We start from the raw sequence: 15,661 nt of genomic DNA, 5'->3' as shown, positions 1-15,661 counted from the left end.
TGCAGCTATCGCCAGTAGAATTTGAAAAGCGCTATTTCCAGAGCTTGGAGAGTGTCTAGGAAAGCCGGGGCGATTCACTGTATGGACACCAATGATATTCAAGGTCAATGCAGGTTTTGAAGATACAAAAGGTCGCACCAATCATAAAGAAAGGCTGTGACCGTTTAGCCCTAGGTCTCTAGAAGCAATCGATTGAAGGAGAAAGCCGATCCACTCCTGCACTAGCCTACTCCTCTTCTCAAACAGATCCCCAAGTCACAAAGGGGGATGTTGTTCTCACCAAAGACATGCCTTTCCGTTCATACGTCCACTCGAGAAAATGAGAACCATATTTCAGGAGGCTAGGAAAACCTAGGCAAGGGCTCTTGATGACATTTTTTGATCGTTTTATTCGGCTTTTTCAGCCTCAACAATCAGCAGATCCAAATCACTCTCAAAGCCATCATTCATCGAACGAATGCACAACACCATCCATAAACGATTAAAAGAGCCTATATCGAGCCTTCAGGCAGACTTCGATGCAGTGGTTAGCCGTAGCTCCTTTCTTACCTCAACTCCTGTTAAAGAAGGGGTTCCGATAAATAAATTTATATCAGCTATTCATGAAGGCTTCTGGCATGACTTGCTTGATATATATGCTATTGGGAATGGGAAATTAGCATCGGGATGGCCAGATCTGGAGTTGAGCGATGGAACATCATTCAACTTCGTTGAGGTAAAGGCCCGTGACCGGCTTACTCCCAATCAAAAAGATACCATTCCAATACTTATGGGCCTTGGCCTGAAATGTCGAGTCATAAGATTGATCAGACGATTATCACTTACCTATAGGTCCGACCTAAACGCAGCCTGATGAAGGCAATGGCATAAGAAGGCCCAGCGCTTGGCCGGGCTTTCTTACCTCGAACACTCTTACCGAGGGACGCAGTGACCGCCCTTATGGTGTGAGTTCGTTCCGCCTGTTGGGGAAGTACCCTTGGGGCATGCGCTCGCTACCATGGGTGCGGCCAGAGCAATCATCAAGCTAAGCAATGCAATCTTCTTCATACGGACCTCCATTTTCCTAGCGACTAAAATCAGTCCTCATTGATATCGACTTAACGTTATCAAGCTTTAGGCACTTGAAGAAGCGAGAAAACCCAGCCTGAGCTGGGTTAATGGCTCTAGGAGAGCGGATACCAAGCCTAAAATGATTTCTTAGAAATCATTCTCCTCTAAATCAAGCGTTAAAGTTTCACCATAACGCGGATGAATCTGGTTCATTTTTGATATGAAATCAGAATAGTCTTTGCTCAATTTCATTATCGTAACCGTTGACGCCAGATGCTCTCTTAACTTTGGATGCCCTTTATCGCTTGTAAGACGCCTATGAAGATGGCCCTTCTTCGTGTCTTTGGAATTCTCTTTTTTTAACTCTGCTAGAAGACCAGGTGCGATTCGCTTATAAACGATATCATTAGTAAGTACGCCGAAATATTGAGGTCGATATTTGGCATTTTCTGGAGGATAGGGAAGCCCTCTAAGCCTAAAAAGATGTTCATAGTATTCAGGCGGGAACGTTCTTACCCAAGGCTGAAGCTCTTTCGCTACAAAAGCTTCGAGAATCTTTGCTAGTGCATCTCTAGCACGGTCTTTCTGATATCCAGTAGCCTCGTCGACCAATGCAACGATGCCAACACGAGCAAATCCCCTAACTAAAAGTTCGGCCTGATCCGCAAGCTTCTTCTGCCTTGCCGGAAGCGCTCCATCACGTCTGGCGGCTAAGATTGCATCACATATCTCAGCCAGGAGGGTGGCTTGATAGCCATAAGCAACACGTCCGAAGGTGTCAGCAGTAAATTTTATGGGATTAGCTAATGAAGTAATTGCCTCTTGCGAGAGATAAGGCTTGATAGCTGCACTTTCTAAGAATGCGGTGAATCTATCAACGCCAGCAGTGGGTCCCCCTCTCGTTATTCCTACCCCTGACATTACTCCGCGCTGCGATAATACGCGGGTCCCGTCCTCTAAGACATAACATGGAATCTCTATCCCACCAAGGCGCAAGGGATGGTCAGCAGAGCCGTGAGTAGCTTTGGGAAGTTTCGCTATTTCCGATTTTGCCAAAGCAGCTTGCCTAGCTATCTCAGTTCTTCTTTCTGGAGTAAGCGAGTTTGCTCTAGCAACTGCGCCTTTTGCTTTACCTTTTGGTTCTGCGCCATCCATATTGCATCCTCAAATTTTTGTTTGAGCTTGCAATTTAGCCTATAAGATGATATTTGCAAGCACATGCTTGCAAATTCCGATCAATCTCGCACCTTTCTTGACGTCACAGCTTTTACGCTAAGTGCGGTATAACCAGTGACGCAAAAAGAGGGTTTTAACCCGCAAAAATAACTTGAAACCCTTTATCAACGTGAGTTCTCAGTGGCGCACAATCGGACAATGCACTGCCAGTTTATTATATAACGCATTGCGTTATATGACGCATCACGTTATACTGCGTTCACACAAGTGGAGCGCAGTTGTGATCAAGACCTTCAAGGATAAGCAGACACAAGCAGTAGCTGACGGCAGGGTTGCCCGCAAGCTGCCGCAGGACATGCAGAAGGTTGCTCTTCGTAAGCTGCGTCAACTTCAAGCCTCGATGAAACTGGACGATCTGCGTATTCCTCCGGGCAATCATCTTGAAGCGCTGAAGGATGACCGCGTAGGTCAACACAGCATCCGTATCAACGATCAATGGCGCATCTGCTTCCGCTGGGTTGACGGTGCTGCCTACGATGTTGAAATTGTTGATTACCACTAAGGAGGTGAGCCATGACTCACACTGACACTGACGACATCACAACCGGCGAACTCCTCCCTAATGTTCATCCAGGCGAGATTTTGCTTGAAGACTTCCTAGAGCCGATGGGTATTACTAAGAACAAGCTGGCAACATCCATTGGCGTGCCGGCTACTCGTATCGGCGAGATCGTCAAAGGTGATCGATCAATTACAGCTGATACAGATATCCGGCTGTCTCGTTTTTTTGGCACTAGTGAAGGCTATTGGCTTGCGCTGCAGAATGCTTACGATCTGGAAGAAGCTCACCGGGCTGGGCATTATGACGACATCCCAGGTCATGCGGCCTGATCTATACACTCAGCCTTAACCTTTAGCTCCTCTGCTTCCATAATCCTGACGTCATAAAAGACGTCAGGATGCCTTTTATTCTTCGCGTCACAGAGCTTCATTTTGAGCAATACTTGAATATGGGTAGGCTTGAGTGCTGAAAGTTGACTACCTCGATTGACCGCGGCTGAGGCTTCTTTAATCCTGTTATGTTTAGTCATAAACAGACCTCATAAAGGCTTGAAACCAGAGGGTCAGCTTACTCCGTATATATTTTGACTACACCCTCTAAATATATGAACAGCCTTACGCTATAACAGCCGCTAGGCCTATCTCTGCCTGTGAAGCCCGCTCACAGTGTCTATAAAGGAAATCACTCCACTCCTGCATCAGCTTCCTTCTTTTTTCCAGTAGGTCCCCACGGTTGTATGCCGCTTCTACCTTGCTGCCCAGCGTATGCGCCAAGGCCATCTCACAGACCTCGCGTGGATAATTCGTGGTCTCCGCCGCCCAGGTTCTGAAGGTTGCGCGAAAGCCATGCGGGACGGCCATATGAACCTTTAAGGTATCCAGTACGCGGCCGATAGCATTGCCGGGAATACAGCCCGTGCGGCGACTGTTTGGGAAAACCCACTCCGGATGCTGGCCCTTCTGCTGGCTGATCACCTCAATCATGGCCTCGGTCAGCGGGATACGATGTGTCTTGCCCGTCTTCATGCGCTCGCCCGGGATAGTCCAGAGCTTGTGCTCAAGATCCAGCTCGGACCAGCGTGCGCCGCAGGTCTCGCTGTTACGGGTTGCGGTCAGGATCATGAGTTCTGTTGCGCGTGCTGCAGCACCCTCCAGGCTATCGAGTCGATGCATGAGCCGTGCGGTATCCTCGGCAGACAACGAGCCAAACGGCTTGATCCTGCTGCCCTGTTTGGGCAGGAGCTTGTCCAGGTGCCCGCGCCAGCGCGCCGGGTTCTCCCCTTCCCTCAGTTTTCTGGCCTTGGCCGCATCGAGGACCAGTTCAATACGGTTGCGCAGGCGACTGGCCGTTACCGGGATAACGCTCCAGATAGGCTCCAGCACTTCCAGGATATCATCGGTATCGACTTCGGCAAGAGGCATTGAGCCAATCACGGGAAAGACATGCTTAGCCAGTGAGTTCTGCCACTGCTGCGAGTGCTTGATGCTCCAGCTGGGCGAGTGCGTTCGAATATAGCGGGCAGCCTCGGTCTGAAAGGTCTTGGCTTCCAGCTTCTCAGAGGATCTGCCCTCACGCTCTTTCCGGCGCTCAAGGACTGGGTTGATTCCACGAGAGATTTCAAGCCGGTACTTGTCTGCAGCCAGGCGCGCATCACGTAGGGAGACTGCCGGATAGCTGCCCACCGAAAGATCATGCCGCCGGCCATTGATCATGTACCTATATATCCAGCTCTTGCGCAGCTGGGCGGAAATGCGAAGCTGAAGGCCCCGTCCGTCCTGATAGCTTCCGGGCTCAGCAAGGGCTTTAACGAGTTTGGGCGTGAGCTTGCTCATGGTTAGTCAATATCAACAAAGACAGGCTGAAGTACCCTGCTGGCGCTCTGCTCTGGTGTTTCGTCCCAGCACCAGCAACCGCGACTCTCCCACCACGACTCCAGAAGATCACACGAATGATCAATATAGGGAGCGCCGTCGTGGTATGCACCGCAGTTGGCGACGTAGTTCTCCCCCAGCAGAATGGCAAAGCTCTCATGCTCGATGACCAGTGCCTTGCCCGGATTGGCCTGTAACAGACGGCGGTAGGCTCCTATCATGCCGCGATAGGTCGTCAGGTCGTGTTCGCACTCGCTGTCCCAGGCCGCAGGCCGTGCTGATACCTCCCGCTTCAGTTCGGTGGTGGCTTCTCTACGGTTTCCGAAGAACCGGCGACTCCCTTCCGGCCAGGACAAGATCCATTCCTCCTGTCCTTTGGGTTCGGCCATGTAAAGAGCACCGCTGGGATGCGTCAGCTGGATCTCGGATTGACTGGTCATCGGAAGGGTCTCCAAAGTTGAGGGTATATTCCCTGATTAACGTTCTGATTTCAAAACAATGTATGAGGACACGGTATCCTCATACATACATACCTATAAGCCCCATGAAAACTGCGACTATGCAATAGTGCCTAAAGGTGTCCCACACCTATTCCCCACAGCTCGCCTGCCTCAAACGGCTAGCTATGTCCTAGCGCCTGAGCCAGCGTCTGCCGGGCTACCTGAACAGGGCGATCCACCATTTCGGTGATGAGTGGCGAAAGGGATATGGCCGAGACTGCGCGTTCCAGCCGGTCAAGCGAATTAACCAGTGCTGGCGTAGCCCTGCACAAGGCATCGATACGTGCCATATCCTTTACCCGGATACCGGTGGCGTTCCACTGCTTGAGCAGCAGTGAGCCAAGGTCATCATCCAGACACAGGACGCCAGCCCTCGCATGGGTCTCTTCAGGCAGGTCGAACAGGCACAGCGGGCGACTATCCAGGCACAAGGCATGGTAGTGATCTGTCTTGTACTGCCCCTCGCTGATGGTTCCTACCGCTATTTCCTCAGCCTCAATTCCCAGGTAGCGGGCCAGCGGTGGAAGCCACGGAGCAGTGACCAGTGCATGCGCTAACCCAGACGCCATGCGGCTTTCAGGCTGGCCGCAGATGATAAACGGCCTGCCGTCGCACAGTACCGCTATACGCTGTTTGCCATCCATAAGCGACAGGCGTTTGAGCTTCAGAGGCGAGCCTGCCAGCGCTTCAATGACTCGGCTGGGCGCGAGAACACAGGTCTGCTCGGGATCAACCAGAGGCGCGGGCTCTTCCCGGAGGGCCTCTTCACTTTCATCCTGAACCGGCAGACGAACAGGCCTCGCCTGCTCCGGTACCACCCCATGGCTGGTGAAGGTTTGAAACCATCCCGCTACATAGAGCCGCTCGCTGGTGACATTGGGACGGCCATTAGCGCCTAATTCCACCAGGTCATGCTCGGCAAAGGCCAGAACTCGATCGACGAACCGTTTAATTTCAAGCTCACTGAGCGAATGCTTGGATATATGGATGCCCCCTTCAAGTTTACCGGCATGAGGATTGAATTCACGTGCTTGTTGAAAGACGACTTCATTACGCCCGTTCTTCTTTAACAACCCTTCGGACGTTATCTCAAACGTAATAGTCTGAGAGCGCATGATCGTTCTTTTAAAATCAATTTCCGTAACTTTAAGCGAGGCCATGTCCAACATCACATCAACTACCTGCCCAGACTCCCTGACCTTTTGTTTGGTCTTGTAGGTGCGGTAGTGAACATTGCTGATACAACTGGTGAGAAGTGCCGGTTCCTTGATTGAATCAACAAGTGAGATAAACATGGCTGACCTGCCTGAACACTGGAAGTTACTTCCACTGTCTCATGCAAATCCGATTATGCAAGTACTCCGAAGGGATAAAAGTTAACTAAGCTGGAAATAAAAAAGCCTGCGCGAGCAGGCCTTGATAATCAAAGTCAGATCAGGCCACACTTTCCTTTAATTGCTTGCCCGGCTTGAACGCCACCGACTTGCTGGCCGCAATTTCGATAGGTTTTCCCGTCTGGGGGTTACGCCCGGTACGCGCTGCACGTTCCTTGAGACTAAAGGTACCGAACCCTACCAGAACCACATCCTGACCATCCTTTACGGACTCGGTGATTGACTCGACAAAGCCGTTAAGCGCAGCCTCAGCTTCCTTGAGCGTCAGCTGCCCCTTCTCAGAAATAGCCTTTACCAGTTCAGATTTGTTCATGCTGTTTCCTCTTGTGGTTGAACCGTTATACCCGATCTTGCGGACGCCGTTCAAAGCAGGTGACTACGGTTTTCTGCTCACCGTCCCGGATCAGGAGATACAGGAATTTGCTGGTCTCGTGTCCCCAGGTCTCCACCTCATCCACGCTGCCAAACTTGAACAGCTTGTGGCGTCTGATCCGCTCTGGCATGGGTACCAGCCTAAGCTCAGGATGCGAGAGCCTGCGTGCCAGGCTTGACCATGGACAGCGGGGTTTGCCACTGCTGACACGCTCAAAATAGGCATCTACTGCGTGCTGGGTGAGACTGATTCGGCCCAGGGCAGGCGTTTCCAGCATGACCTTGCACTGGCGATATTCTTCCGTGGGATAGACATACTCCACTTCGCCAAAGTCAGGGTCGTCACGATTGAACGGCAGATCCCGCTCATTGGGCACCTGTGTCTTGGACCCGTAGAGTCGACCCAGTAACGCCGCATAGGGATACAGGTGCTTGGGTGGAAGGCCATTGCCCAGGATCTCAACCATGGACTCATCCGTGACACTTAGATAAATACCGGCCCCTGTTATGGGATAACGATTAAATACCTGCTTGAAGTAAAGAAGATGTCTAATGGCTACCAGTTCAACGGCCAGTTTGACATCCTTTATATACTCCTTGAACTGGACAGAAAGTACACCCTTCTTTTTAAGACCTGTCCACCAGTAGACAAGATAACTTCCATCATCAGCGAGTTCAGTTCGGGTTGATAATAGCATCATGATCTTTTCCCCAGCGACAGGAGAGGTTGTTTGATATAACCTACCACCAAATTTCAGAATGCAAGTCATGGGTGTAAATTTTCTGAAAATACATTAGCTCAAGGTCCAGTTAGCCTCTAGGATAAATCTGTCCCTGATAACTAATGAGCACACCAATATGAGTCTGTTAATTGAATACCGTGAAGCTGAAGCCGAACTAAAGCGGCTTAAAGAACATCTCGACTCTTTGAGTTCCAGTGATGAACTCAAACAGGATCTTAAATTCGTCGAAGAACTTGATGCCCTGATGCAAACCTATGGCAAACGCCCCCGTGACGTCGTGGCTGCAGTAGCCCCGGAGCTCCTGCAAAAAAAGGCCAGTGCTGCGCCAGACGAGCAAAGCAATCCCCGCCGCGCCCGTAACCTCAAGGTCTACCGGCATCCGGAGACCAACGAGATCATCGAAACCAAGGGCGGCAACCACAAGGTTCTCAAGGCATGGAAAGCCCAGTACGGCGCCGACACGGTAGAGAGCTGGATGTCGATCAAGAGCTAAACCCTCCTCATATCTGCGTACCTGCCAGATAGAAAAGAAAACCAGCCCGAAGGCTGGTTTCTTTTTGTCACTTAACAACAAGGTTGTAGCATTCCTTCCCGCATTTCTTCACCAGACGGTGAATGATGCGAGCCGCCATCGTTGCATACGGCCCTGCACAGGTCACAGGACCCTGAGCCGCATACTTTATGATGAACAGAATGCGCGCCTGTGTTTCCCGGGCATCGAAACGATCCCGGATCAGGGCAGCATAGTCCTGCTCGCTCCCCTCCCAGCCGGCCGGAGGCGCAAAAACGCCTCGTGTGGCCGAACCCGGAGTGGTGTCGAGCAGATCAGCAGGCAGGTGTGGATTGGAGTGCATGGCTTAACCTCCCACTACGCTGCGAAGAAGCGCCAGGCTCGGGAAACCCGAAATGCCCTGACGAATGATCACATCGTTCCAATCAATTCCTTTACTGCCGGAAGGGATTGGTGCGGTAGGAAGTATCACGATCACCCTGATACCCTGCTGCTGCAGACGCAGCTTGAGCCTCATGGCCGCCGATTCACCCGTGCAGGATCTGTCCTTGTCAGCCCAGACCAGTACCGTGTGAACCCCTGCTGGCGGTGTAAAGCCTTCAAGCAGTGTTGCATTGACCGTGCTCCAGGTAGCAATACCTGTTGCGCGGTACGCCGAGAGCGCTGTTTCCAGCCCTTCAGCGATTCCAAGTACACCGTCCACTGGCGTACCCATCTGGATTGCCGCGCCTCTGATCGATTTCCCCTCGGGGACCGGCATCATCTTGCGCGGACTCTCCACATCGGCCTTGCTACCCGTACTGCTCAGGTAGGTTCGGTGAAGGGTCAGGATCTCACCCTTGTTGTTTACAATGGCGCAGACAATGGCCGGAAACTTCCCTATCTCAGCGATGGTTTCCCGCTCTTCCCCGGTCTCCATATCCACTTCCGTCACGGTATCCCAGTACGGGAACGCCGGATGAAAGCGTACGCAGTCATTGTCCAGCCAGTCAGCGCCCCCTCGCGGCAACACCTTGCGTCCCTGCAAATACAACCGTGCAGGTTCAGCCTGTGATGCGTTCAATGGTAGCGACTCACGCCAGTGACGCTCGACGTTCAGGCTCTTGCGATCTGACGTCGATGCGGACACGGGCTTACTCTTGACCAGTGCAAGCCTGGGTTTTTCCGGCTCAATAATGATGGCCGGTGCTACCGGTGGAGCTTTCACAGGTTCAGGTTCAGGCTGAGGATCATGCTCAATCACCTCGTACCCAAAGCGCTCAGCCAGGTAGGCAGGTGGCTCATCCTCGGGGGAGGATTGCTCTGTGCCTTCCTGTTTTGCCTTGAGTGCCTCGGCGCGCGCCTTCAGATCAATGGGACCACGACGACCGGGTTTAACCAGTCGCGCCCACTCATCATTGCTCGCCTCTTTAACAGCCGCTTCACGAACCACCGCAGTTTCCTGCATGGCACGTGGAGCGCTGTGGTCCTCAGCTGCCTTTTCCCGCGGACGGGACTGGACAGGACGAGGACGCCTCTCGGACGTCTCACGACGTTGATACCGTGGGGGTTCAGGATCAACCCTCAGGAACTCGGCAACCTCTACAAGCGCTTCCGGAAAGTTTATTCCCTTCACAAAACACAGCAGGGAAAGACCATCACCAAATGCACCGCAGCTGTTGCAGATCGCACCGCCTCGGACATTGAAGTCCTTGAACAGGCGAAACCCGTCCGTTCCACCATGGACCGGGCAAGGCACATGACGACCGAGTCTGGAGATGGCGCGTTCCAGATCAGGCGCCAGTGCCCGCATGATGCCTACCCATCCATACGCCGACGCCTGATCCTTGACCTTCCTGCTGTCGTAGAACTTGCGTGACTCTCTTGCTGTATTGCTGTTCATACGCTCACCTTTCAACGTTGGATTGTGTTGGCCCCAACCCGAAAGGGAGCCTTCCCCATAAGGGAGAAGCCCCCTTATGGGTGGGTAATTGACGTGGCTAACGAGCGGCCACGGATTGCACCTGCGCCTCGAACTCCAGAAGGAGCCTTTCAGCATTGGCAAAGCAGATTTCGCCTGCGTTAAGCCTGCGAATCAGGTCGACCTTGTACATGCCGATCGCCCATTCCCTTGTCACGCTGAGGCGTTCGAGGGCACCACGAGAGATCCTGACGTAGCCGGCCATGATCAGGGATTCGAGCACCTGCTCTGGTGTGGCCCAGGTCATGTGCGCTTTCATCCCCTTGCTGTCGAAGTACTGCGCGCGATACATGCCGGGTGTTGATGGGTCAGGCATGATCACGGCGTAGCTGCGAAGCTTTGGATGTTCCAGCTCAAGGCCAAGCAGCTCACCGTTGGTTTCGATGAGGATGGTTCGCCAGTGCCGGTTCATTTCGATGGCCTTGGGCATCAGATGCCGGATAAACCAGTCGTTGGAAGTGCCTTCTGCAAGGCCCTGTTGTAGCTGTACAAAGTGCGGGTGGTCGCTTACGTGGCTCATGACTCTTCTCCAAAAAGAAGGGGCACGAACCCCCAGGGGGCTGTGCCCCATGGGGTATAAGCGGTATCGCTACCGCACCAGTCGTTGAACACGAACCTTTAACGCTTCTGGATCACATCCGCTTTCCTGCGCGCAGACGGTGAAACTGAAGGGTGTCAGGTGATCGTCTTCAACCCACTCGATCCATTCGTCTCGGGTGGAATTACAGGTTTTCGTCGAAGCCAGTGCATGCAGGGCGTACTGAAGCATCCGCTGCCGGAGCAGGCTGATTTCTTCATCGGTCCACTGGATGCGACTCTGTTCCTCGGAGGAGGCGTCGAGTAGCTCTTCGAAAAACAGGAGGTCCAGGCACAGCTGCAGTTCATTGAAGCGTGCAAGGGCTCTTCTCATGGCGTGCTGCTCCAAATGAAGGGCAGCACGACCCCAAAGGGGCATGTCTGCCCCAAGGGGTTTAACAACATCACAGGAGGGCCAGACCGCAGCCCCCTGTGATACCGGATCACACGGCAACACCCGTCAATGCATCACTCATCAACTGGAATAGCGTGTGTTTAAGGTCATTTACGCTTTCGATCTGAATCGACGACGCAAACAGGCTCGCTACCTTTGCACCTTTGCCGACACCAATACCGATCATCTCGATACCGCTGCGCTGGCAGAGCTGCACGACGTGCTGGCAGGACCCGACGTTATTGGGTTCGCCATCCGTTACCACCAACACCATTTTCCGTCGCTCCCGGGTCTTGCTCAGCTCGAAAGCCGAGTACCAGATCGCTTCGGTCATGGGTGTCCGGCCATCCGGTGAGAAACTGAACCGGCCTGCATTACGGCTGACCTTTTGTCCATGCTTCACCACACTCCAGACGGGCTGACGGCTGTTTTTGCAGAAGAACGTAACTGCCGGGTTTACCCCGTTGATCTTCTCCAACCCCAGCGCCAGTGCCATGGCGGCATCACGAGCAACCTCATAAACGTGTTCACCGGAAGGCATGAGCTTGTCCATGGACGAACTCATGTCTACCAGTAGATGAACCGCCGTATCAGGATGCTTTCGTTCAGCACTACGCCGAAATATGCGCGTATCACCACTGACGAGCCGATGGAGCCGGTTCGTGTCCAGATGCCTGCCATGACGCCCCGGGGTATACCCGTTGCGCTGGCTGGCCTGAACCAGGCCCATGAGTTGCGACTGAATCCGGCTGGATGCTGCCGCCACCTGTCCAATCAACATCTGCCCGGACGCCTGATCATTCATCACCTCAAACGCTGTGGGTACGTTGATAACAGGAGCAGTTTGATCAGTACCGGAGTTGAGGTCAGCCCGAAGGGCATCTGTCTTGTCCTTGAGATGATCGTCTGCTCGTGCATCAAGGATCTGCTGCATGACACCGGGACTGCTGGCGTCTGCAACATCTCCTGTACTCGAAGCGCTACCCGTGGGAGCGCCTTGATCGGGACCCTGAGCGCTGGAACTACCTGATCCAGTGCCTTGAGCATTCCCATCATCGCTATCAGACCCTTGGCCACCCGCTTGACCTGAACCAGCCTGAGGCTGAGTCGAGTCCTGCGGTGACGGCTGGCTCTGAGAAGCCGGCTGTTGCGCGTCCTGCTCCTTCTGGGCTTCCTCTTCAACCATCCTGAGAACTTCCCGTGAGAGCACCAGCGCATCCGCCGTACTTTTCAGCTGCCCTGCTCGCCCTAACAGGACCGCCAGACGAACCTGTACTCCTTTCGGAATGACCTGTTCATAGACGGCTGTTGTGGCAACCAGCGTGTCCTCAATGGCGTGCTGCCCTACTACCTTGCATTGCAGGAAGTACAGGCAGTACGCCTCGAGTATCCCGGCAGGATGAGTATCCCTTGTCGGAATCTGGTAATGACCCTGATCAACCATGTACGCCGCTACAGCATTAAGCGTTCTGGCTGTACCGGGATAGAGCTTGATCATCTCGCGCTCAATCCGGCAGTCTTCAAAGGTGTTGAGCATCGTTCTCAGAAAATCCGAACGCGCTATTTCATCCCTTCCGACTTCAAAGTCAGTCATCCTGACGTGCGCGGCTTCATGTGCAAGGTAGCCCCAGAGAGCATCCCCAAACCTGTCGCCTTGTACGTTAGGTACCACAATGGTCTGGCCATCAGTCATCGCCTGCTGGCCACCCACGATTACCTTCACACCAAACTTCTCGCCATACGCAGCCGCCACGATGGGCAGTGCCGCGAAAATGCTCTGGGAAGCCTTGCTGGAAGCCGTTGCAGTCATGTCACACCTCATTTTTTTGAAAAAAGGAGGACAGACCATCCCCAGTAGCGGGAATGGCCCGCCATGGGGGGAAAGAAACAGCGACTACAGGTAGTAGCTGTCCTCAGGTTCAAACATCTCGAACGCCGGAGCATTCGAAGGCTGAGCCTGTGTTACCGGTTGTGCCACATCCTTGACCGATGACTCGGAAAGAGGTGATGCAACCGTGGGAGAAACAACCGCGGAATCTGCCGGAGCAGGTGCCGTGGGTTTCTTTGCCGCTTCGTCAAAGAACGAATCCATATCATGGAGAAGCTCGTCCAGATCAAAGCTCTGTTGAACGGCTTGAGGTACCTGACGCGCCGGCTTGACCGGAGCAGCAGAAGCCTGAGCCGCTGGTAGCGCTGTAGAGTGAGCCTGAGGTTGCTGGGCCGGTAGAGCAGGCTTTGCATCAGGATCAACCTTACGTGATGCTGCGTGCTCCGTTGATACGGGTAACGAAACATCAAAGCTAAAGGCATCGTCGTCGGGCTGTGCAGCAGGATTACCATCTGCAAAGTCCTTCATCTGGGCCTGATCACGCAGGATCGTGACGACCGAGTAGATCTGAAAGAAGAATGGTGCACCGATGGGACCGTGATCAGCGTGCTGATCGTAGCCATCAACGGTTTCCCTGAGCAGGCTTACTACAGGCTCGAAAGCCCGGTTCAGAAAGCTCAAACCATCCACCTTGTCAGCCAGGCATTCCAGACGCTTGCGGGTACGGACACTGATCTCAGCCTTACCACGAAGGTACTTCTGATAAAACTCGTCCGCTTCCGTTTCGATTTCCCGAAACAGTTGACCTGCAAGGCCCTTGGTCTGGTCTGCCAGACGCTTCTCAGCGTTTGGCTCGCCGGACACCGGCTGGATATGAAACACCTGATAGTTGAAATCCAGACGCTTCTCTACGCTATTACGATCCAGGACGCCGTTACGAATAGCCTCTTCGTAGCCGACATTGTTCGCAATCCAGTTCTGGATAGAACTGTCGTAGTTGCCCAAAAAAGCCTGCTTTTCCTGCTCGAACGTGGTTCGAGCCGTTTCAAGCTTGCCCAGTATTTCCGAAAGCTTGCTGCGAGGAACGGCCCATCCGGTCAGGAAAGGAAGTCCATAGCCCTCCAGCATCCGGCGTGTCGCACCGCGAAGCGAGCGAAACACCTTGAGCGATGCCGGATCGCAGATCGTCTTGTTACCCAGCTGAGCCACACGGTCAGGGGGTAGCTCGCCGCCTTCACCCAACTTGATATCCTTGTCTTCCAGGCGAACCTGTCCGCTCCAGATATCGTAGTCAGCGTTCACAACGACCAGCTCTTGCAGTAATGCCTTGTCAACTGTCATGGATACATCCTCGGAAGAACCGCAGACATATCCAGCCCATACGGGACAGATATGCCCCGGCAGGGTTGAGTTGAAGGTGTCGCTAAAAGTCTTGCTAAAGGGTGTCGCTAATCTTGCATCGTTAGGAGGTATGCAGCCTCTTTTCGCTCCACAGGGGAGTGAAACTGTACTTTCCGCAGCGTCCTTCACTGCCATGCATGAAGCTAAATGCTCAGCAGGGTCAGGACGCTCTGGAAAGGCGAGCAAAGCTCGCCTACTGCATCAGTTCAGGTAAAAGGACTCCGGCTCAGCCGAGGCGTGTTCAAGAGGGGCTAATACCGACGCTTCCACAACATTCTTGGGCGCCAGCTCCTCACGAACCGTGACTCGAACACGATCCGAGGTCTTTTTCCGGTACTTCTCGAAATCCACCATCTGTTGTACAGCGGGATTGGCATCGATCGCCTTCTTGTAGTCGATCTGGCCCTGAACCTTGAAGCGGGTGATCTGAACACCGGCATAGTCGGCCTTCATGAAGTCACTCATCATCTCGGTCAGCTGCTTCAAGTGCTTGTCCTGCTGGGCTTCAAGGTTTTTGATCTGCTCCTTCAAGCCAGCAATACGTGCTTCAAACAGCCTGTAGTGCTCCGACTCGTAGATCCAGCGGGAGGCTTCCTCACCTAACGGCAGATAGAAGTCCTTTTCCGGATCCTTGGGCGGTTCATTACGCAGGCTTACGTCCTGCCAGAAGCCTTGAGCCTCGGTCATGAGCTGCGCGAGCAGGTCACGGTCAAGGGGGATCTCAAAGATCTGCAGCGGATCATTGCCGTGCCAGAAGACCAGCCAACCACGGCGGGACCCTGTACACAGCATCTGGTGCTGCACCTGACAGTAGTAGAGCTGGTACGCCTCCGATTCGGTACCGAGCCGGCAGACCTCCTCCCACGTCTTGTCGGAAGGACACTTGAGCTCGACCGGCTCGCCAGCATTGTTAAGACCGTCCAGGGACGCCCGTAACAGCGCGTTCCTGTCCGACTCGACACATACCGGCAACAGCATGTCCCCGGTATGGTCCTCAAAGGCCTTTCGGGCATCGTCCTCGTGCTTGATGCCATAGCGCACCAGAGGATTACCGGAAAGGTCCACTTCTTCACAGTACCCAACCTTCTCGGCCCACAAACGCCAGCGGGTCTTGTAGGGGCTGCGTCCCAGAAGAATGCAGGCGTCGGTTGCGGTAATACCGCTCTTACGCCAGTTAAGCCATTCATCAGAGCCTTGCGACAGATTGATGATGTTGTAGCCCATGTGCTCTACCTCTTTTAAGTGATGCGAAAAAAAGGGGGAGCACCCCATAGGGGAATACTCCCCCAATGGGTGGGTTTACTTACTCAAGGATCACGGGAT

At 53.4% G+C, this 15,661-nt stretch carries 16 protein-coding genes; 3 read left to right on the top strand and 13 right to left on the bottom strand.

The features are described from left to right. Nucleotides 1-1,197: 1,197 nt before the first annotated feature. Complete coding sequence (locus GM154_RS23145) at nucleotides 1,198-2,205, bottom strand: P63C domain-containing protein (protein WP_125913028.1); 1,008 nt, start codon at nucleotides 2,203-2,205, stop codon at nucleotides 1,198-1,200. A 301-nt stretch (nucleotides 2,206-2,506) separates the two neighbouring features. On the opposite strand from GM154_RS23145, the gene GM154_RS23140 reads away from it, so the two are divergent. Continuing rightward, nucleotides 2,507-2,788, top strand: coding sequence for a type II toxin-antitoxin system RelE/ParE family toxin (locus GM154_RS23140; protein WP_308460631.1), 282 nt, complete (start codon nucleotides 2,507-2,509; stop codon nucleotides 2,786-2,788). A gap of 11 nt (nucleotides 2,789-2,799) precedes the next feature. Then, nucleotides 2,800-3,117, top strand: a complete 318-nt coding sequence (locus GM154_RS23135; protein ID WP_073450803.1) for a HigA family addiction module antitoxin — start codon at nucleotides 2,800-2,802, stop codon at nucleotides 3,115-3,117. A gap of 285 nt (nucleotides 3,118-3,402) precedes the next feature. Here the strand turns inward: GM154_RS23135 and GM154_RS23130 are convergent, their stop codons facing one another. The 5 genes from GM154_RS23130 to GM154_RS23110 form a co-directional block, all read right to left on the bottom strand. Continuing rightward, nucleotides 3,403-4,620, bottom strand: coding sequence for a site-specific integrase (locus GM154_RS23130; RefSeq protein ID WP_219653517.1), 1,218 nt, complete (start codon nucleotides 4,618-4,620; stop codon nucleotides 3,403-3,405). Nucleotides 4,621-4,622: 2 nt separating this feature from the next. Then, nucleotides 4,623-5,099 (bottom strand): hypothetical protein, encoded by a 477-nt coding sequence (locus GM154_RS23125; RefSeq protein WP_219653516.1) that lies wholly within the window; start codon nucleotides 5,097-5,099, stop codon nucleotides 4,623-4,625. 179 nt (nucleotides 5,100-5,278) lie between these two features. Continuing rightward, nucleotides 5,279-6,454, bottom strand: a complete 1,176-nt coding sequence (locus tag GM154_RS23120; RefSeq protein WP_219653515.1) for a hypothetical protein — start codon at nucleotides 6,452-6,454, stop codon at nucleotides 5,279-5,281. Nucleotides 6,455-6,593: 139 nt separating this feature from the next. Then, entirely contained in the window at nucleotides 6,594-6,866 is a 273-nt protein-coding gene (locus tag GM154_RS23115; protein ID WP_122044533.1) for an HU family DNA-binding protein, read from the bottom strand. A 25-nt stretch (nucleotides 6,867-6,891) separates the two neighbouring features. Beyond that, the gene (locus GM154_RS23110) at nucleotides 6,892-7,626 is read right to left on the bottom strand and encodes a hypothetical protein (protein ID WP_219653514.1); all 735 of its coding nucleotides are present in this window, start codon (nucleotides 7,624-7,626) and stop codon (nucleotides 6,892-6,894) included. A 157-nt stretch (nucleotides 7,627-7,783) separates the two neighbouring features. Here GM154_RS23110 and GM154_RS23105 point away from each other — a divergent pair, with 157 nt between their 5' ends. Beyond that, nucleotides 7,784-8,161 (top strand): histone-like nucleoid-structuring protein, MvaT/MvaU family, encoded by a 378-nt coding sequence (locus tag GM154_RS23105; RefSeq protein ID WP_219653513.1) that lies wholly within the window; start codon nucleotides 7,784-7,786, stop codon nucleotides 8,159-8,161. 67 nt (nucleotides 8,162-8,228) lie between these two features. Here GM154_RS23105 and GM154_RS23100 read toward each other — a convergent pair whose 3' ends face one another. The 7 genes from GM154_RS23100 to GM154_RS23070 form a co-directional block, all read right to left on the bottom strand. Further along, complete coding sequence (locus GM154_RS23100; protein ID WP_197873349.1) at nucleotides 8,229-8,522, bottom strand: hypothetical protein; 294 nt, start codon at nucleotides 8,520-8,522, stop codon at nucleotides 8,229-8,231. Nucleotides 8,523-8,525: 3 nt separating this feature from the next. Next, a complete protein-coding gene (locus GM154_RS23095; protein WP_219653512.1) occupies nucleotides 8,526-10,061 on the bottom strand; it encodes a toprim domain-containing protein in 1,536 nt (511 codons plus the stop codon). A 97-nt stretch (nucleotides 10,062-10,158) separates the two neighbouring features. Beyond that, entirely contained in the window at nucleotides 10,159-10,659 is a 501-nt protein-coding gene (locus GM154_RS23090; protein WP_219653511.1) for a hypothetical protein, read from the bottom strand. A 69-nt stretch (nucleotides 10,660-10,728) separates the two neighbouring features. Then, nucleotides 10,729-11,049, bottom strand: a complete 321-nt coding sequence (locus GM154_RS23085; RefSeq protein WP_197873353.1) for a hypothetical protein — start codon at nucleotides 11,047-11,049, stop codon at nucleotides 10,729-10,731. 109 nt (nucleotides 11,050-11,158) lie between these two features. After that, a complete protein-coding gene (locus tag GM154_RS23080; RefSeq protein ID WP_219653510.1) occupies nucleotides 11,159-12,919 on the bottom strand; it encodes a VWA domain-containing protein in 1,761 nt (586 codons plus the stop codon). 84 nt (nucleotides 12,920-13,003) lie between these two features. After that, the gene (locus GM154_RS23075; protein ID WP_219653509.1) at nucleotides 13,004-14,278 is read right to left on the bottom strand and encodes a DUF3150 domain-containing protein; all 1,275 of its coding nucleotides are present in this window, start codon (nucleotides 14,276-14,278) and stop codon (nucleotides 13,004-13,006) included. A gap of 261 nt (nucleotides 14,279-14,539) precedes the next feature. Continuing rightward, nucleotides 14,540-15,562 (bottom strand): YqaJ viral recombinase family protein, encoded by a 1,023-nt coding sequence (locus GM154_RS23070; protein WP_122044524.1) that lies wholly within the window; start codon nucleotides 15,560-15,562, stop codon nucleotides 14,540-14,542. Between the last annotated feature and the right edge of the window lie 99 nt (nucleotides 15,563-15,661).

The organism is Pseudomonas sp. MAG002Y, assembly GCF_019400845.1.
Classification (GTDB): Bacteria; Pseudomonadota; Gammaproteobacteria; order Pseudomonadales; family Pseudomonadaceae; genus Chryseomonas; species Chryseomonas luteola.
Note: the sequence above shows the minus strand (reverse complement) of the source record. Positions and strands in the feature narration are given on the sequence as shown.